The organism is Sporosarcina saromensis (assembly GCF_033253735.1).
Classification (GTDB): Bacteria; Bacillota; Bacilli; order Bacillales_A; family Planococcaceae; genus Sporosarcina; species Sporosarcina saromensis.
The window spans coordinates 59,431-78,537 of the sequence record NZ_JAUBDI010000001.1 but is presented as its reverse complement, the minus strand read 5'-3'; the positions used below and the strand labels follow the sequence as shown (position 1 = coordinate 78,537).

Sequence of the window (19,107 nt, the reverse complement as noted above, 5' to 3'; positions counted from 1 at the left end):
AAAAAAGGTTCGGAAGGAGCGTCGTCAAGATTGACAGATTACATACAGTTTATTGAGAAAGTAAAAAATAAAACGGGTATCGACCTTTCTTTATATAAAGAAGCGCAGATGAAAAGAAGATTGACATCTTTGTATGAAAAGCGAGGATACGATAATTTTTCAGATTATTACACAGCTATACATAATGATGCAAAGTTATTGGAAGAGTTCCTAGATAGAATGACAATTAATGTGTCCGAGTTTTATCGCAATGCGCAACGCTGGGAAGTACTGGATAAGAAAATATTCCCTAAACTGCTCAATGAAAATAAAAAATTGAAAATTTGGAGTGCGGCTTGTTCGACAGGAGAGGAACCTTATTCGCTCGCAATGGTGTTGTCATCACACGTACCATTAAAAGATATCTCCATACTGGCAACGGATCTAGATAGCGGCGTGATTGAACGAGCAAAGGTCGGTCTGTATGCAGATCGATCCTTAAAGGAAGTACCACGAAAAATTGTCGAGCAGTACTTTATCAATGAAGGTCAACATTATCAAGTAAAAGATTCCATTAAACAAACCGTTCAATTTAAACAGCACAATCTTTTAAATGACTCATACGGATCAGGTTTTGATCTGATTGTTTGTCGGAATGTAATGATTTACTTCACGGAAGAAGCGAAAGATCAGATTTATGAAAGCTTTTCTAAGGCACTTAGACCGGGGGGCATATTGTTCGTCGGAAGCACAGAGCAAATATTCAATCCATCTAAATACGGATTTGAATCGGAAGAGACGTTTTTTTATCGCAAAAAGTAAGAATGGTTTTTTACGACCTATTTACAAATATATTTTAACAATAGATATAGTCAAATTCACTTTGTTCTGATAAAGTGCTATGAAACGGATATTTATCCTTTTGACAATAGAGAGAAAGAGAGGAATTGAGATGAGGTATTTTACAGCTGGTGAGTCACATGGTCCTCAACTGACAGCAATTATTGAAGGGTTACCCGCTCAAATGCCGTTAACGGCTGAAATGATTAATAAGGAACTAAAGAGACGACAAGGTGGACATGGTAGAGGTCGTCGCATGCAAATAGAGAAAGACCAGGTGTTAATCACTTCGGGCGTCAGACACGGTAAAACGTTAGGTTCTCCAGTTACGTTAACAGTCGTGAATGATGATTGGAAGCATTGGACGGGCATCATGGGGATTGAACCATTAGCGGATGATGTGAATCCGGAAGACATTAAGCGTAGAATTTCTAGACCGAGACCGGGTCATGCGGATCTCGTCGGCGGGATGAAGTATGGCCATCGCGATTTAAGGAATGTGCTCGAAAGGTCTTCTGCCAGGGAAACAACGATGCGTGTAGCAATTGGTGCAGTTGCAAAACAGTTCCTTCGCCAAATAGGGATTGAAACCGTGTCACATGTTACAGAAATCGGTGGAATTGTTACGGATCCTTCCTCTTATGAAAATTTGTCGATGGATGAATTACGTACAGTTATCGAAAACGACCCGGTTTATTGTGCGGATAAAGATGCTTCGGTTCGAATGGTGTCGGCAATCGACGATATTAAAGGAAGAGGGGATACCCTCGGTGGTGTCGTAGAAGTCATTATTGACGGGTGTCCTCCAGGAATAGGCAGTTACGTTCAATTTGATCGTAAATTGGACGGCAAGTTAGCTGGAGCCATGATGAGCATTAATGCTTTCAAAGGTGTGGAATTCGGTCTTGGTTTTAAAATGGCTCAAAAACCTGGAAGTGAAGTACATGATGAGATTACTTGGTCAAAAGACCGAGGCTATTTCAGAAAATCGAATCGCCTCGGTGGCTTAGAAGGTGGAATGACAACGGGTATGCCGATTGTTGTCCGTGGAGTTATGAAACCTATCCCAACATTATATAAGCCGCTAGAAAGCGTTGATATTGATACGAAAGAACCTTTTGTCGCTACAATTGAACGATCTGATCCTTGTGCAGTTCCTGCTGCTTCAGTCGTGGCGGAACACGTCATTGCGACAGAAATTGCAAAAGCGATTATGGAAGAGTTCCGTTCTGATACAATAACGGGATTACAAAAAGAGATTGAACAGTATCGACAATATGTAAAGGAGTTCTAATATGGGCACACTTTCCGTTCAATTAGCAGATCTTCAATACGATGTGCATATTGGCAGTGATGTATATGATTTGTTCTCTACAAAGTATCGCCAATTGCTTTCCAGTGCGGATCAGATAGGGATCATTGCAGATGAAACAGTTGCGAAACACCATTTACCTGTACTTTGTAATGCGTTACAACAAGCGGGTGTTGAACCGAAATTGAAAGTCGTCCCTTCAGGTGAACAATGTAAGACTGCTGAAGTATATATTGATTGCCAATCCTATTTTTTACGCGAAAATTTTACGCGGCAATCCATTCTAATTGCATTTGGCGGAGGAGCGTGTGGAGATTTAACGGGCTTTGTTGCCGCAACGTATATGAGAGGGATTCGATTCATACAGTGTCCAACAACAATCCTCTCTCATGATAGTGCGGTGGGAGGAAAAACGGCAATCAATCTTCCAGAAGGGAAAAACATGGTTGGTTCTTTCCACCAACCTTCCGCAGTCCTTTTTCATACCGATTTGTTCCAGACGCTTCCTCCTAGAGAAATGCGATCCGGTCTTGCAGAACTGGTGAAGCATGCATTCATATCAGATGCTGATTGGTCGTATGAATTACTGCGTAAAGAAAATTTCACTTCGCCATCAGTTGAGTGGTTATCTACTGAATTGTTAAAAGGAATTCAAGTGAAGGCGGATATCGTAGCGGAAGATACATTTGAACATTCATCCAGGAAGTTTTTAAATTTCGGCCATACATTCGGCCATGCAGTTGAAGCAGTTTATGGTTATGGTGGTTTGAGTCATGGTGAATGTGTCGTAATTGGCATGGTGTATAGTCTCATTGCGAGTGAGCAATATGGAGAAATTGAGTCTTCTTTTACAAATGAATTTATTGATTTCGCTAAAGCGAATGGCTATCCTTTTGAACCAGTACATGAACACTCATTTGAAGCGTTTTTACCATACATGTTAAAAGATAAGAAAGCGACGTTTGGTAACATGCATTTTATATTGTTACAAAACCTTGGATTGCCTTTTGTACAACAAATGACAATTCCAGTATGTCATCAGATTTTTGATGAATTAAAGAGAAGAGTTTGAGGGGGAGATTGGATGACAGTACGTGGGATCCGTGGAGCAACTACCGTTGTACGAGACAACAGTGAAGAAGTGTTAACAGTGACTGAAGCCTTAGTAAAAGAGATGGCGCAGTCAAATGGGATACAGCCGGCAGATATCGTATCGGTCATCTTATCCACAACACAAGATATTGAATCGGCATTCCCCGCTAAGGCTGTACGTTCGTTAGAAGGATGGAAATATGTACCTGTCATGTGTGCACATGAAATGAACGTTCCCGGCGGTCTGCCGTTATGCATTCGGGTGTTGATGCATGTTAATTCGGATATACCACAAGAAGGAATTCAACATATTTATCAAAATGAAGCCCTAAAGCTTCGGCCAGATTTACAAAAGTAAAACTAACAGAGCGGGGGAAGTTCGATGCAGTGGAAACAAGTGTTGAGTGAAATGAATCCATACAAACCAGGTAGATCTACTGAGGAAGTGAAGAAACGTTACGGTTTGAACGAAGTCGTTAAGCTGGCTTCCAATGAAAATCCATATGGTTGTCCTTCTACAGTCGCTGAATTTTTAAGAAGCTCGCTCATGCCCTATGAGATTTATCCTGATGGACATGCAACAACTTTGCGTGAAAAGCTTGCGGAAAAACATGGCGTTTCCGAAGAATCGATTCTTTTTGGGAACGGTTCTGACGAAATTATTACAATCATCTCCCGAGCGTTACTAGATGAAAACAAGCATACCATCATGCCGACGCCAACTTTTCCTCAATATGCACATAATGCAAAAATAGAAGGTGCTAATTTTACGGAAGTCCCTCTTGTAAATGGACAGCACGATTTGTCTGCTCATTTAGCTGCGATTACGGACAAGACTGCTGTTATGTGGATTTGCAATCCGAATAACCCAACAGGCAACCTAATTCCACATGCTGAGTTACTAGATTTCTTACAAAAAGTGCCGAAGTCCATCTTAGTCGTCTTGGATGAGGCATATTTTGAGTATGTTACAGACCCAGCGCATGTTGACTCATTAACTTTGCTGGATAAATTCCCAAATATCATCGTCTTACGGACATTTTCTAAGGCATACGGTCTTGCGTCATTCAGGATTGGATACGGCATCGGTTCATCAGAAATCATTTCACAATTAAACAAAATTCGAAATCCGTTTAATAATAATACTTTGGCGGTTGCTGTTGCAACGAAAGCATTGGAAGATGATGCATTCATTTATCAATGCCGCGATCGGAATGAAGTTCAAAGAAACCGTTATAAGGATTTTGCTAGCAAAAATGGTTTACATATGTTTGATTCTGAAACGAATTTTGTCCTGATCGAAGTACCAGGAGACGCAGATGAAGCTGCTGAATTTTTGTTGAAACAAGGATATATTGTAAGGAGTGGCAATGCATTAGGGACACCCGGCTACATCCGGATTACTGCTGGAACGGATGAACAGAACAGCGGATTGTTTGAAGCATTCGAACAATTATTACTAGAAAATAGGTAGGTAATTATGAAGAATACGGTAGCAATTATTGGATTAGGCTTAATAGGAGGTTCCCTTGGGCTTGCATTAAAACGGGGGAATCTCGATTTACATATTACAGGTTTCGATCGTTCTTATTCGTCAGCAGATGAAGCATATCGGAGAGGCATTATCGATTCAATTGCGCCATCAGCAAAAATAGCATGTGAAAATGCTGATTTCGTTTTGTTTGCGACACCCGTCAATACAACGATTGCGTTAATGAAAGAAGCGCGAGAATGGTCACTAAAAGAAGATGTCATCATTTCAGATACAGGCAGTACAAAAAGTCCAATTATGGAAGCGGCTAAGTGGTTTACGGAACAAGGCATTACATTCATCGGCGGGCATCCAATGGCGGGCTCGCACAAAAGTGGTGTAGCTGCAGCGAAAGCACACCTATTTGAGAATGCCTATTACATTTTGACCCCTTTAGAAAATGAAGAACGATTAAAAGTCGACCGCTTAGCAAATTTATTGACTGCAACGAAAGGTAAAATCGTTGTTTTGGATGCAAGTGAGCATGATCGCATGACAGCTATTGTCAGCCATTTCCCTCATCTTGTTGCTTCCTCACTAGTCGGAAGGTTAGCGGAGCAAGAAATCGACCAACCATTCGTAAAAAAATTAGCGGCTGGCGGATTTCGTGATTTAACAAGGATTGCTTCAGCAGATCCTACAATGTGGCGGGACATTACAATCCAAAACCAAACGGAATTACTTCAGCAACTTGATGGTTGGTTGAATGAAATGAACCGCATTAAAAGCATGTTGTTAGCAAACAATCCTGAAGAGATTTTTGATTTCTTTGCAGACGCCAAGCAGTACAGGGACCGCCTGCCATCCACATATGAGGGAGCAGTGCAAGGGGCATTATACATGACATTCGATTTGCATATCGACATACCGGATCATCCGGGTGTCATTTCAGAAATCACAAAAATTTTGGCAGAGGAAGAAATTAGTTTAACGAATATACGAATTGTAGAGACCCGTACTGATGTATACGGAATTCTTGTTATCAGCTTCCAAACAGCTGATGACCGAAAAGCTGCAAGAAATGCGCTATCTACAAAAACGGATTACAGCATGCACATACTTTAGTAAAAGGGGAGCTATTCATGGCTGAACAAAAAACCTTACAATTTCATAAGCCGAGATTGAACGGCTCAATAAAAGTACCTGGGGATAAATCCATTTCGCATCGTTCGATTATGTTAGGGGCGATTGCTGAAGGCAGAACAACCGTGGAAGGTTTTCTTGAAGGTGAAGACTGCCTACGGACGATTGAAATTTTTAAGCAATTAGGTGTTTCAATCGAAAGGCAGGGGACTAATGTAACAATTGATAGCCCGGGTATCGAAAATTGGACAACGCCATCAGATGAATTGTATGCGGGTAATTCCGGTACGACTGCTAGGCTGATGCTTGGAATTTTAGCTGGCTCAAACGTTTCTTCAGTATTAACAGGAGACGAGTCCTTATCCAAACGACCGATGAAAAGAGTTACAATTCCTTTACAGTCAATGGGTGCAAAAATTGTAGGCGCGGAAGACGATGAATATTTGCCACTTACAGTAAAAGGTGGCGAGTTAAGTGGAATGACGTACCATGTACCAGTGGCGAGTGCACAAGTAAAGTCTGCTATTTTATTCGCAGGTTTACGTGCGACCGGAAAGACTATCGTTTCGGAACCGGCAATTTCACGTGACCATACTGAACGGATGTTTGAACAATTCGGCGTCTCGATTGAAACGAATGGGAACACGGTAACGATTGAGGGGGGGCAAACACTTCAAGCATCATCTGTAAAAGTACCGGGTGATATTTCATCTGCCGCATTCTTCTTGGCAGCTGCTGCAATGGTTGAAAATAGTTGCGTTGAAATTGTGGAGGTTGGCCTTAATCCAACACGGACTGGAATTATTGAAGTATTGCGTCAGATGGGTGCTGCCATTGACGTACACGAGGAAACTGGTGGCAGAGGTGAATCCTATGGTACAATTAAGGTTTCCAAAGCCACTTTACATGGTATTGAAATAAGCGGAGAGATTATTCCAACGCTCATTGACGAATTGCCGATTATTGCTTTGTTAGCGACACAGGCTGAAGGTACAACGATCATAAAAGACGCAGCTGAACTTCGTGTAAAAGAAACGGATCGCATTGCAGCAGTCACGACTGAATTGAAGAAGTTAGGTGCATCCATCGAAGCAACTCCGGATGGAATGATCATACACGGACCAACGCCATTAAAGGGGACTAGCATGAACTCCTATGGTGACCATCGACTGGGTATGATGGCAGCGATTGCATCGTTAGTTGCTGACGGAGAAGTGATTATTGAAGACCCGGCTTGCATTGCAGTGTCTTATCCAAACTTCTTTGAGCATTTGACAGCGCTCGTCAACAATGGCTGATAAGAATAATTTTCCTAATGTATACAACATGAAGGAACAGGTGAAAATATGGTGCAGTTACAAGATTTTGAACAGGCAATCCTGGATGGAGACATTCAAAAACTAAATGAGTTAATTGATCAGGCGGAACGATCGCAGGATTTTGAATTGCTTTACGAAGCCGCTAGCATGATCGTGTCTTACGGGTATATTGGACAGGCGGATCATATATATGAAACGTTGCTTACGTACATGCCTGAAGAGTCGCAACTGAAAATTGACAGAGCTTCAACATTACTGGAATTGGGAGAAGAAGATGATGCGTTACTGCTACTCTCAGAAATCACGCCCGATCAAGAAGAGTATGTGCAAGCATTGATGGCGCTTGCTGACTACTACCAGATGATTGGTATGGCAGAGGCTGCGATCGGGAAAGTGAAAGAAGCTCAACGAATCGCTCCACACGAACCGGTTATCCGATTCGCGTTAGCGGAATTGCTTCTTGATGGGGGGAGATATATCGAAGCGGCCAAATCTTTCTCTCAGTTGTATGATGAAGGTCATCGCTCCATCGCAGGTACAAGTATCCCATTACGCCTAGCTGAAACATACAGTGCCGGCGCAGCTTACGAAGACGCAATTCCATTCTACGAACTTCTGTTAGAGGATGAGGTAGTCCCCGATACGTTATTTGGTGCAGCTTATGCGTACTATCAGAGCGGGGATGCCGAAAAATCAAGTAACATGTTAGAGGACTTAATTGCAATGGATCCTGATTACTTTTCGGCCTATATGCTGGCGGGTCAGGCGTGTTCAAAATCAGGTAACGACAACAAAGCCTATGAATTTTTCAAAAAAGGCATTGCACGGGATGAATTTGATAAGGAATTAAGATTGTCTGCAGGAAAATCTGCTTTGAAGCTCGGTTTGCCAGAGGAAGCTGAAGAGCATTTGCAGCAAGCAATTGCGCTTGACCCCGAATATATGGAAGCGCTCATTACGTTGTCTTCCCTGTATAACGAGAAGGAGCAGGACGACAAATTGTTAAGTTTGCTGTCAGAAATGCCGGATGGACAAGTGGATCTGCCGATACTTCATGCATTCAAAGCATTTGCATTGGAACGTGAGGAACGTTTTGACGATGCATACGTATCTTACAGTAAAGCATATGCTGGTATGGAAGATGATTTAACGTTTTTGGATAAATACGCAAGATTCCTTTTAGATGAAGGAAAACGAGACGAATCTATCGAAGTAGTTAGAGCACTGTTAAAGATAGAACCCCATGAGGAATGGAGCGCTTTTCTTGAAACGTTGAATGACGAGGAGGTGTGATATGACAGCCATGATTCCTGTCGCTGCCAAAAAAGACTTTGTAAGATGGTTTTTAAAGCGCTATAAGTTAAAGCGCCGGGAATGTGTGTGGATACTGAATTATCTTCTTAGCCATGAGCAACTTCTTCAAAACGTCCACTTTACGGATGAAGCACATTATTGCCCGCGGGCGATGGTAATTTCAACGACAAATTCCGAAAGTATCCCTTTCCGTTTTTACAAAGGGAATTTGATGACAGCCGATGCGGAAAAATCATTCCATGATCTTCGGCTCCATCCTGATGAAAAGATGTATATCCAGTTGAATTTCCCAAACAGTCATTCTTGTCCACACTATGCTAGTGTACGGGAAGAAAATCCTTTCTTGCCGGTAGAGTTGCAAGTGAGCGCTAGAGATCGGAAAATTGCGGAGAAATTGTTAGAAGAGAGTGCAGCATCAATGTCCTTGGATTTACTTAGAAAACGTGTAGATGAAGCACTAGATGCCAATGATCGAGAACGTTTTCTTATCTTATCTGCGATGCTGAATGATATGATGATTACAAATGACTGATGACTCCATCCTTAAGGTGGAGTCATTTGTTTGAAATTGTTTAGGAGTGAATAGTGATGAATTGGACAGGCAAAGATATGGATACATATTTGCAACAAAAAGAATATATTGACACATTAGTCGTCCCGCTTGTAAAAGTGCAGTTGAACATGGATAATATGAAGACAAGCGCATCTTCGACAGAATTTGTCATGCAACTAAGCTCGCTGATTGAAATGCAATTTAAAGGTCGTATGATGTTTTCGCCACCATTCAGTTACACCGCTTCAACTGATCTTGCAAAAATGGCAGAAACGACATTGAGTGATTTTAGAAGAACATCATTTAAACATGTATTTTTCCTGACAACCGATCACGAATGGAATGAAATGGACTTGCCAGGTCAAGTACTTTGGATGCCTTCAATTCCTCTTGAAAGTATGGAGCCGTCATTGCGTAATTCCATACTGGAAGATCAACTTCGCCAATTATTGCCGAAATTTACAGAACAATGGTCAAAGCAGTAATCTGATTTTAATCTTACAAGTAATCGAGATTTAGCTTCAAAATTTTGCTAATCTGACATACAGAATTCATTATTTGTTCACATTCTTGGGTAACTAAGGAATGCAGGATTGAATTTACATTAATATTGATATATCATAGATATGTCCTAGTATTACAATTAATAAAAGTATGTCCGTTGGACTGATTTTGGAGTAAGAGGAGGGAAACTGATGAGCAGCAAAGTGTCAAGGCGCCAATTCCTAAGCTACACATTGATGGGCGTCGGTGGATTTATGGTTTCAGCCGCAGTCATGCCGATGGTCCGCTTTGCAGTCGATCCAGTCTTGCAGGCAAAAGGTGAAGGTGAATTTGTTCCAACTTCCCAAAAAGTTGACGAATTGACTGAAACACCTGTGCGTGTTGACTTTACGATTAAAGATCGAAAAGATGGTTGGTATAAATCCGACGTTTCAAACACCGCTTGGGTTTATAAAGAAGGCGACGAAGTAATCGCACTTTCACCTGTCTGTAAGCACCTTGGATGCGTCGTTAACTGGGAAGGGGACAACCATAAGAACGAATTCTTCTGCCCTTGCCATGCCGGACGTTATGAGAAAAACGGTAAAAACGTAGCTGGAACACCACCTTTAGGACCACTAGATGAGTATTTGGTTGAAATCGTGGATGGTTACGTGCATATTGGAAAAACTGTTCCAAACACATTAGTTTAAAATGTAAGGGGGTACGACCGAAGTGCTAAACAAACTATACGATTGGGTTGATGAGCGGTTGGATATCACCCCGATATGGCGTGATATTGCTGACCATGAAGTACCTGAGCACGTAAACCCTGCACATCACTTTTCCGCATTTATCTATTGCTTTGGTGGCTTGACATTCTTCGTAACAGTCATCCAAATACTATCTGGAATGTTTTTGACAATGTACTACACGCCAGATGTTGAGAATGCTTGGAAATCCGTTTACTACCTTCAAAATGAAGTTGCATTCGGTGAGATTGTGCGTGGTATGCACCATTGGGGAGCTTCACTCGTTATCGTGATGATGTTCCTACATACTTTACGTGTATTCTTTACAGGTTCTTATAAGAAACCACGTGAATTAAACTGGGTAGTTGGTGTTCTTATTTTTGTTACAATGTTAGGCCTTGGATTTACTGGTTACTTGCTGCCATGGGATATGAAAGCATTATTCGCTACAAAAGTTGGTATCGAAATTGCAGCTTCCGTTCCATTCATTGGTGAGCAGATTAAAATTCTCCTAGCAGGAGATTCTGAAATCTTAGGTGCTCAAACATTAACACGTTTCTTTGCCATTCATGTATTCTTCTTACCAGCTGCTTTGCTTGGGTTGCTTGCAGCACACTTTATCATGATCAGAAGACAAGGTATTTCTGGTCCACTATAAAATTTACATCCAACTTGATGTGATTGTCTGAAACTAGAAGAAGGAGGGGACAACATGCATCGCGGAAAAGGTATGAAATTTGTTGGTGACTCCAGGATTCCAGCAAACCGGAAATCCAATGTCCCAAAAGACTACTCGGAATATCCGGGTAAAACTGAAGCTTTCTGGCCGAACTTCCTCTTGAAAGAGTGGATTATCGGTGCAATTTTCCTAATTGGATACTTAATTTTAACTGTTGCGCATCCTTCACCACTTGAACGTCAAGCGGATCCAACAGATACAACTTACATCCCACTACCTGACTGGTATTTCCTATTCATGTATCAATTATTGAAATATGAATTTGCTTCCGGACCATACAACGTCATTGGAGCAATCGTTATGCCAGGACTAGCAGTTGGTGCGCTAATGCTTGTACCATTCATGGATACTTCAAAAGAACGTCGTCCATTCAAGCGACCGTTGCCAACAGGATTCATGCTTCTTGCATTTGCTGCAATTTTCTACTTAACATGGGAATCAGTTGTGAACCATAACTGGGAACAAGCAAAAGCACAAGGTGAAATCCGTGAAGAAGTTTCATTTGATCCAGAATCTGCTGAGTATCAAATCTATGCTGGATCCTCTTGTATCCAATGTCATGGTGATGCCTTCCAAGGCGCCCTTGGACCTGCGTTAGCGGATACAGGATTAACAGCTGAAGAGATTGTTGATATTGCTCATAACGGTGTCGGCACAATGCCAGCAGGACAATGGACAGGATCTGAAGAAGACCTTCAAGTGCTTGCTGAATTCCTTGCTAATTTAAAATCAGGTGAGTAACAAAAAAGAGTCAGGAAACTGACTCTTTTTTCTTTACAAGTTTTTAGTTGAAAGTGATACCATACATATATACATATAAAACGGGGAGCTGGTGGTCATTTCGATCGTAACGCGGATTTGGTTAATGTTATCCCACAAATCTTTTTTATGGATTTTATTATTTATCAATATCTTAGGCACGGTATATGGCTATGATTGGTACATGTGGCAACTTGAAGACACTGAACCGATCTATTGGATTTTCGTGCCGGATAGTCCGACCGCGAGTTTGTTTTTCTCTTTGGCGATTATCGGTTGGTTGATTGGCAAGAATTTTAAATTAATTGAAGTGCTTGCGCTCATTACTCTTGTGAAATATGGCTTATGGGCAGTCGTCATGAATCTTTTGACATTAGCAGAAATTGGTGAAATCGGTTGGCAAGGATGGATGCTCATCGGTTCACATTTTGCAATGGCTGTTCAAGCAATTCTCTACATTCCGTTTTATAAATTTCGCTTTAGTCATCTTGTTATCGGTGCGATTTGGACACTGCATAACGATGTCATTGATTATGTTTTCGGACAAATGCCGATTTATTACGATTTAATGAAACATATAGACAAAATCGGTTATTTTACATTTTGGTTATCGATCGCTTGTATCACTATTGCGTATACAGTATTGAGAAAAAAGGAAAAAGCAGGACTGTTATAGCATAATAGTAAAAAGTTGCGCTTACATGGTAGACGTTATAAAATATACGTAGAGAAAAGGGAGGGAATTGAACATGTTTTTTGTATACTTGGGCATCATCATGTTGCTTCCGTTGTATGCTCAATTCAAAGTTAAAAGTACGTATAAAAAATATGTGCAAGTGCGTTCTACATCTGGAATGACAGGAGCACAAGTCGCACGTTTAATACTTGACCATAATGGGTTACAGAATGTTAAAGTTGTCGAACACAAAGGTTTCTTGAGTGACCATTATAATCCTTTAACAAAAACAGTTGCGTTGTCTTCAGACAATTTCCATCACGCATCAGTTGCAGGTACTGCGGTTGCCGCGCATGAAGTCGGACATGCGATTCAAGATAAGGAAGCCTATGCATTCCTTCGTTTCCGCCACCGTCTTGCGCCTGTAGCGAGTATTTCATCTAATATCTCATGGATTTTCATTATAATCGGAATACTTTCCACGGCGTTCAATTCATTGTTGGGCATTGGTATTGCTTTAATGGCAGTTGGGGTATTGTTCCAAATTGTAACTCTACCAGTTGAGTTTAATGCATCCAATCGCGCAATGAATCAAATTATTGAGTTAGGGATTATCCGAAATGAAGAAGAACCACATGCTAAAAAGATGCTTAACGCCGCTGCTATGACCTATGTTGCTGCAACAGCAGTTGCTGTCATGGAATTGGTTCGTCTGATTTATATTTTTCAAGCAAGAGATGATTCATAAAAGATCGTGTAATGTGTAACCTTTTTAGTAAAAAAGTGAAATGGAGCCCGCTCTATTTCACTTTTTCTTTTTTGTCATCTAAACATGACAGCTTTGTAGACAATCTGTGTTACTAATAAGAAAATTTACTGTGTGTCAGATGGTAACTCCGTCAAACGCGGCATACCAAGCCGAAACAACGCATAATTCTGTCAAACGCGGCATAACCGCTCCAAACGGTGCATTAATCGCGTAAACTCCGCATAACTACTCCAAACGCCGCATTAACCGCTCCAAACACCGCATAAGCAGCATTTCCATACATTCACTCCACTAGAACTGTCAAATAATGTACTAGCATTTTCCCTACAAAAAAGAGCGTGCGGCCCAGTATAGCGGCTACACGCAATTTCATCCTTCAGTATAAAAATGTATAACTACATCTCCAAAGGTTGCTTTTTATCATCTAACGTAAAGCCTTCCCCTAATACATCGTGAACATCTGTAACAGAAACGAATGCGTGTGGATCAACGGATGTAATAATGTTTTTTAAGCGAATGATTTCATTTTTTCCAACGACGCAATACAAAATCTCTCTGTCTGACTTTGTAAAATGCCCGTAGCCACGCAATACTGTAACGCCGCGTTCCATATCGAGCGCAATTTTTGAAGCGATTGCATCTTGCATATCAGAAATAATGAACGCACCTCTTGCAGCGTAAGCACCTTCTTGGACAAAATCGATGACACGCGCACCGACAAATAATGCAACTAACGTATACATCATTGATCGATAGTCTAAGTAAACAGCCCACGATAAGAGAATGACAAAGGCATCGAACATAAACATCGTTTTTCCCATGCTCCATCCTATGTATTTGTGGGCTAAACGTGCGATAATATCTACACCGCCTGTTGTTCCGCCGAACCTGAAAATAATTCCTAAACCGATACCGATGAAAACACCCGCAAAGAGGGCGACAAGAAACATATCATCTTCCATATGTATCGTAAATTGGTATTTCATGAATACTTTTAAAAAGACTGAAACGGCGACAGTTCCGATAAGCGTATAAATGAATGCTCTTCTTCCTAGCAATTTCCATCCGATTAAAAACATTGGAATGTTTAACACGAGGTTCATGATGGCAGGATCCCATTTAAATGCAAACAAAAGAATTAGCGTAATTCCAGTGAAACCACCTTCAGCTAATTCATGTTGAATGTTAAAATGAACAAGTCCAAAACTGAATATCGCTGCTCCTAATACGATGAAAAATATGTTTTTAATTTTTAGTCCTTGTAACAAATGATGACCACCTTTCTGGATGACTTAGTTTATTATCATCGATTCTTCAATTTTTGACAATAGTTCTGCAAATGAATACGATAACAAATGGAGGGATTGAAGGAAATGAAAACAATGCAAGCTCTGCAAGAAGAAGTACATACGTATATTAACGGTTTTAAAGAAGGGTACTTCCCTCCGATGGAATTAATCGCACGTTTAACAGAAGAGTTAGGTGAACTCTCACGGGAAGTACAACATGTGCATGGCATGAAAAAGAAGAAAAATACTGAAACGGTTAAATCTCTTGAAGAGGAGACAGGGGACCTATTATTTGTCCTCATTTGTTTTGCCAATTCACAAGGAATTCGTTTAGACGAGGCATTAGAAAAAGTGTTAATGAAATTTAAAGAGCGTGATGTGGATCGTTGGACGAAAAAGGAGGAGCAATAATGACGATTAAAGTAGCTATTGCAGGGGCGCGTGGAAGAATGGGTACAACCGCCATCCAGGCAATTGAAGAAGCAAACGATGCAATCGTCGTTGCAGCACTTGATTATAAATACGATGGGTTGCATGTACATAATTCGACAGTGAACGATCAATGTCATGGCATACCGATTTATACAAGTTTGGCCGAACTTGCTGAACATCATGCACCCGATGTGTTATTGGATGTGACAGATCCAAATGCAGTGTTCGTGAACGTTCAAGCGGCAATCGAATTAGGAATCTATCCAGTCGTCGGAACGTCGGGTTTGACGAGATCCCAGTTGGATGAAATTGCTGTCTTAGTGGAGTCGCACCAAATTGGCTGTATCGTCGCGCCAAATTTTTCACTTGGAGCAGTACTTATGATGAAGTTCTCAGCGCAAGCTGCTCGTTATTTAGGGGATGTTGAAATCATTGAGTTACACCATGACCGAAAGTTGGATGCGCCCTCCGGAACAGCTGTGAAAACTGCTGAGATGATTCAACAATATCGACCTGCCCACATACAGGGGCATCCTGAAGAGCAAGTGCATATTGATGGGGCGCGTGGAGCAGATGTGGATGGTATGAAAATCCATAGTGTTCGATTACCGGGCTTGCTTGCACACCAACAAGTTTTGTTAGGTGGAGAAGGCGAACTGCTTACAATCCGTCACGATTCCTTTGACAGAAAGAGTTTTATGCCAGGTATTATGCTTGCAATTCGTGAAGTGATGGGACGGAAAGAGCTTGTTTATGGGCTTGAACATATTATCGATTAACGTTTTATAGAAGAGGTGTTCTTAGTGAGAAAGTTGAAAGTCGGAGTGATTTGCTATCCTACTTTAGGTGGCTCTGGCGTTGTCGCAACTGAGCTCGGATTAAAAATGGCGGAAAGAGGCCATGAGATGCATTATATTACATCGAGCAGACCTTTTCGTATTCCTGATGTCCATCCAAACATTCAGTTCCATGAAGTTAAAATAGACGGGTACGCAGTGTTTAAATACCCACCATACGATATTGCTTTAGCCAATCGTATTGCGCAAGTGATTGTTGAAGAAAAACTCGATTTATTGCATGTGCACTATGCGGTTCCACATGCAATATCAGCAGCTTTAGCAAAAGATATGGCAGGTTCTACAATCGGTGTCATTACGACGTTGCACGGTACAGACGTTACGATTCTAGGGCAGGATCCTGCTCTACGGAATACGGTGCGGTACGGTATTGAAAAATCGAATTGTGCAACAGCCGTTTCAGAATCGTTACGACAGGATACAATTGCATTAATTGACCCAACAAAAGAGATTAAGACGATATACAATTTTATAGATGAAGAAAGATACCGTCCAGTCAATCCAGGTACGTTAAAACAAGACTTGGGAATTCGTGAGGAAGAAAAAGTTCTCATTCACATATCCAATTTTCGAAGTGTCAAGCGAATTGGCGATGTCATCGACAGTTTTAAATTGATTCGCCAACAAGTCGAAGCGAAATTGGTGCTTGTTGGAATTGGTCCGGAGCAAGAAGAGATGATGGCAAAGGCAAAAGAAAACGGCTTGGATGCTGACATCATTTTTACAGGAAAGCGTGATGACTTACCTGAGTTGTTGGCAATTAGTGACCTTATGCTTTTGTTATCTGAGAAAGAAGCGTTTGGTTTAGTGCTATTAGAAGGGTTTGCTTGTGGCGTTCCTGCTATCGGAACGAATATCGGTGGCATTCCTGAAGTAATAGAAGACGGCGTGAACGGCTATCTTGTAAAGCTTGGAGACATTAAGGCAGTAGCAGAAAAAGCGTTGTCGCTTCTTCAAGAACCAAGTGTACACAAACAATTTCAACAAGCAGCAATTCATACAGTAAGGGACAAATTCAATTCTGAAGCGATCGTTATCGCCTATGAAAAAATCTATTATGAAGTGGCTGAATGTGTATGATGCAATCATTTGGTTCGCAAGGTAGTCAAGAAGTTATTCGTCAATTGGAAGAAGCCGGTTATGAAGCTGTTTTTGTAGGAGGAGCAGTGCGTGATCACCTCCTTGGGAAAGTAGCAAATGATTTCGACATAGCGACATCAGCTTTTCCGAATGAGGTGAAGAACGTTTTCTCCCAGACAATTGATGTAGGAATCGAGCATGGAACAGTGCTTGTCCTCATGCAAAATGAGCCCATCGAAGTGACGACGTATCGTACAGAAAGCACGTATTCCGACCATCGTAGACCTGATGCAGTTCACTTTGTACGGACTCTAAAAGATGATTTGCAAAGAAGGGATTTTACGATAAATGCACTAGCATTGACGCGGACAGGAGATCTTATCGATCCTTTTGGCGGCCAAACAGATTTGGCACATGGATTGATACGGGCAGTAGGGAATCCAGATGAACGCTTCAATGAAGACGCATTAAGAATGTTGAGAGCAATCCGATTTGTTTCCGTATTAGGCTTTTCGATTGAAGAAGAAACTAGCTTAGCAATTACACGACATGCCGAGAAAATTCGGTATGTGTCCATCGAACGCATAAAAATGGAAATGGACAAATTGTGGACTGGTCAATATGTGGGACAAGCACTCAAGGCAATTGCGCAAACGAACTTATCGGCCTATTTACCCCTCTTCACTACTTCAGAAAAGTTATTGCACTGTGCACCATTTGAAGGACCGGAACAAGGGTGGGCGATGCTAATGGGAATCGGACATTTTACACCACTTGAATTAGCAAGAGCCTATAAAATGTCGAATCGGGAAAAAGGTTTTTTAACACAAGTCGCGCATGCATTTTTCAACAGACAAAAAAACGATTATACCATTGTTGACTTATACGCTCACTCAATTGACGTGTTGTGGACCGCCGAAAAGCTCTATCATGCACTTTATCCAGAAAGTAAACGTGTCAGCTACGAGCATTTGACATCAGCTTGGGAAGCGTTGCCGATACATTCAAAAGATGATTTGCAAGTAAATGGTAAAGACTTGATGGAGTGGATTGGTCAAAGAGGTGGCCGTTGGGTCGGTGAATGGATGGATAAAATTGAGTCGGCGGTGTTACATCAACAATGCGACAATGATGCATTTCGTATAAAGGAATGGTTTCTAAATGAATACAAACGTGAAAAATGAGTTACTGAAAAGGTTATTCGAAGCAGATGGACGACCAATCTCCGGACAAGAATTTGCGGATGAATTTGGGCTTTCCAGAACAGCGGTTTGGAAATATATAAAAGAATTCGAAGTAGAAGGATATGAAATAGTATCCGTGCGTAAAAAAGGGTATGTATTGATTTCATCACCTGATCGTGTACATGGTGCTGCAATTCAACAATATTTAAAAACAAAGCGGTATGGTCGACACATTACTCATTTTGAAACATGTGCGTCGACTCAACTCATTGCTCACGATTTTGCACAAAACGATGCGCCAGATGGGACGCTAATTGTTTCAGAAGAACAAAGTGGCGGTAAAGGAAGGTTGTCGCGTCCTTGGAGTTCAGCTGCGCATAAAGGGATTTGGATGAGTGTAATCGTTCGTCCGGAATTGTTACCACAACAAGCGCCTCAAATGACTTTGGTCGCCGCAGTCGCCATCGTTAGAGCGATTGAGGAAGTCGTCAATATAGAAGCGACGATTAAATGGCCAAACGATATTATGCTCGATGGTAAAAAAGTGACGGGCATTTTGACAGAATTGCAGGCAGATCCGGACCGAGTAAAAGCGATTATTATTGGCATTGGTATGAACATTAACCATGAAGTGAACGATTTTCCTGAGGAACTGCATTCAATTGCTACTTCATTAAAAATTGCAACAGGGCAAGAAATCAATCGGGCAAAACTTATTGCAGCGATTTTAGGCTTTCTAGAATTGTATACGAGCATGTACGAAAAACATGGATTTGGGCCAATTAAACTTCTATGGGAAGGTTATTCAAATACGGCAGGTAAGCGAATCCGCGCGGTTATGTTAAATGAAACAATTGAAGGACTGGCACTCGGCATTTCTGATGAAGGACTGTTAGAGCTTAAATTGGACGATGGATCCATTCGTGGAATTTATTCCGCGGATATCGTCCTGGAAAGTTAATGAAGAATAAGAATTCTACAACTATACAAGGTTCTATCAATTTGGTATAGTAAGTGCGAAGGGCAGTATCAGTCGGAACTGCACCTGAAGAAGTTCTTTTGTT

The 19,107-nt window shown here is 41.2% G+C and carries 21 protein-coding genes; 20 read left to right on the top strand and 1 reads right to left on the bottom strand.

Features of this window, described 5'->3' with window-relative positions; translation table 11 throughout:
* The first annotated feature begins 30 nt into the window (after window positions 1-30).
* From QT711_RS00425 to QT711_RS00355, 15 genes are all read left to right on the top strand, one after another.
* Window positions 31-801, top strand: a complete 771-nt coding sequence (locus QT711_RS00425; protein ID WP_317941517.1) for a CheR family methyltransferase — start codon at window positions 31-33, stop codon at window positions 799-801.
* A gap of 130 nt (window positions 802-931) precedes the next feature.
* Window positions 932-2,113, top strand: a complete 1,182-nt coding sequence (gene aroC, locus QT711_RS00420) for a chorismate synthase (protein WP_317941516.1) — start codon at window positions 932-934, stop codon at window positions 2,111-2,113.
* A 1-nt stretch (window position 2,114) separates the two neighbouring features.
* On the top strand, window positions 2,115-3,203 hold the full coding sequence (aroB, locus tag QT711_RS00415; protein ID WP_317941515.1) for a 3-dehydroquinate synthase: 1,089 nt from the start codon (window positions 2,115-2,117) through the stop codon (window positions 3,201-3,203).
* Window positions 3,204-3,215: 12 nt separating this feature from the next.
* Window positions 3,216-3,581, top strand: a complete 366-nt coding sequence (aroH, locus tag QT711_RS00410; RefSeq protein WP_317941514.1) for a chorismate mutase — start codon at window positions 3,216-3,218, stop codon at window positions 3,579-3,581.
* Window positions 3,582-3,605: 24 nt separating this feature from the next.
* Complete coding sequence (hisC, locus tag QT711_RS00405) at window positions 3,606-4,697, top strand: histidinol-phosphate transaminase (protein WP_317941513.1); 1,092 nt, start codon at window positions 3,606-3,608, stop codon at window positions 4,695-4,697.
* A 6-nt stretch (window positions 4,698-4,703) separates the two neighbouring features.
* Window positions 4,704-5,819, top strand: a complete 1,116-nt coding sequence (locus tag QT711_RS00400; protein WP_317941512.1) for a prephenate dehydrogenase — start codon at window positions 4,704-4,706, stop codon at window positions 5,817-5,819.
* Window positions 5,820-5,836: 17 nt separating this feature from the next.
* Window positions 5,837-7,135, top strand: coding sequence for a 3-phosphoshikimate 1-carboxyvinyltransferase (aroA, locus tag QT711_RS00395; protein WP_317941511.1), 1,299 nt, complete (start codon window positions 5,837-5,839; stop codon window positions 7,133-7,135).
* A gap of 48 nt (window positions 7,136-7,183) precedes the next feature.
* Window positions 7,184-8,449 carry a tetratricopeptide repeat protein gene (locus QT711_RS00390; protein ID WP_317941510.1) on the top strand — a complete coding sequence of 422 codons (1,266 nt, stop codon included), beginning with the start codon at window positions 7,184-7,186 and terminating at the stop codon, window positions 8,447-8,449.
* 1 nt (window position 8,450) lies between these two features.
* Window positions 8,451-9,002, top strand: coding sequence for a ReoY family proteolytic degradation factor (locus QT711_RS00385; protein WP_317941509.1), 552 nt, complete (start codon window positions 8,451-8,453; stop codon window positions 9,000-9,002).
* Between the two features lie 56 nt (window positions 9,003-9,058).
* Window positions 9,059-9,508: a DUF2487 family protein gene (locus QT711_RS00380; RefSeq protein WP_317941508.1), complete on the top strand. Its 450-nt coding sequence runs from the start codon at window positions 9,059-9,061 to the stop codon at window positions 9,506-9,508.
* A 207-nt stretch (window positions 9,509-9,715) separates the two neighbouring features.
* A complete protein-coding gene (locus QT711_RS00375) occupies window positions 9,716-10,219 on the top strand; it encodes a ubiquinol-cytochrome c reductase iron-sulfur subunit (RefSeq protein WP_317941931.1) in 504 nt (167 codons plus the stop codon).
* A 22-nt stretch (window positions 10,220-10,241) separates the two neighbouring features.
* Complete coding sequence (gene qcrB / locus QT711_RS00370) at window positions 10,242-10,916, top strand: menaquinol-cytochrome c reductase cytochrome b subunit (protein ID WP_317941507.1); 675 nt, start codon at window positions 10,242-10,244, stop codon at window positions 10,914-10,916.
* Between the two features lie 54 nt (window positions 10,917-10,970).
* Window positions 10,971-11,738: a menaquinol-cytochrome c reductase cytochrome b/c subunit gene (locus tag QT711_RS00365; protein ID WP_317941506.1), complete on the top strand. Its 768-nt coding sequence runs from the start codon at window positions 10,971-10,973 to the stop codon at window positions 11,736-11,738.
* 124 nt (window positions 11,739-11,862) lie between these two features.
* Window positions 11,863-12,432, top strand: coding sequence for a DUF1405 domain-containing protein (locus tag QT711_RS00360; protein ID WP_317941930.1), 570 nt, complete (start codon window positions 11,863-11,865; stop codon window positions 12,430-12,432).
* Window positions 12,433-12,505: 73 nt separating this feature from the next.
* Window positions 12,506-13,180 (top strand): zinc metallopeptidase, encoded by a 675-nt coding sequence (locus QT711_RS00355; protein WP_317941505.1) that lies wholly within the window; start codon window positions 12,506-12,508, stop codon window positions 13,178-13,180.
* Window positions 13,181-13,596: 416 nt separating this feature from the next.
* Here QT711_RS00355 and QT711_RS00350 read toward each other — a convergent pair whose 3' ends face one another.
* The gene (locus QT711_RS00350; RefSeq protein ID WP_317941504.1) at window positions 13,597-14,469 is read right to left on the bottom strand and encodes a YitT family protein; all 873 of its coding nucleotides are present in this window, start codon (window positions 14,467-14,469) and stop codon (window positions 13,597-13,599) included.
* A gap of 105 nt (window positions 14,470-14,574) precedes the next feature.
* Between QT711_RS00350 and QT711_RS00345 the strand changes: the two genes are divergently transcribed.
* Genes QT711_RS00345 through QT711_RS00325 form a run of 5 tightly spaced genes read left to right on the top strand, consistent with a single transcriptional unit; the run spans window position 14,575 to window position 19,004 of the window.
* Window positions 14,575-14,901 carry a nucleotide pyrophosphohydrolase gene (locus QT711_RS00345; protein WP_398295224.1) on the top strand — a complete coding sequence of 109 codons (327 nt, stop codon included), beginning with the start codon at window positions 14,575-14,577 and terminating at the stop codon, window positions 14,899-14,901.
* Complete coding sequence (gene dapB, locus QT711_RS00340; RefSeq protein ID WP_317941502.1) at window positions 14,901-15,701, top strand: 4-hydroxy-tetrahydrodipicolinate reductase; 801 nt, start codon at window positions 14,901-14,903, stop codon at window positions 15,699-15,701. Before QT711_RS00345 ends, dapB begins: the two co-directional genes overlap by 1 nt.
* A gap of 24 nt (window positions 15,702-15,725) precedes the next feature.
* Window positions 15,726-16,859 (top strand): N-acetyl-alpha-D-glucosaminyl L-malate synthase BshA, encoded by a 1,134-nt coding sequence (gene bshA / locus QT711_RS00335; RefSeq protein WP_317941501.1) that lies wholly within the window; start codon window positions 15,726-15,728, stop codon window positions 16,857-16,859.
* On the top strand, window positions 16,859-18,043 hold the full coding sequence (locus QT711_RS00330; RefSeq protein ID WP_317941500.1) for a CCA tRNA nucleotidyltransferase: 1,185 nt from the start codon (window positions 16,859-16,861) through the stop codon (window positions 18,041-18,043). The genes bshA and QT711_RS00330 overlap by 1 nt, the downstream gene beginning before the upstream one ends.
* Window positions 18,021-19,004, top strand: coding sequence for a biotin--[acetyl-CoA-carboxylase] ligase (locus QT711_RS00325; RefSeq protein ID WP_317941499.1), 984 nt, complete (start codon window positions 18,021-18,023; stop codon window positions 19,002-19,004). Before QT711_RS00330 ends, QT711_RS00325 begins: the two co-directional genes overlap by 23 nt.
* Window positions 19,005-19,107: the final 103 nt, after the last annotated feature.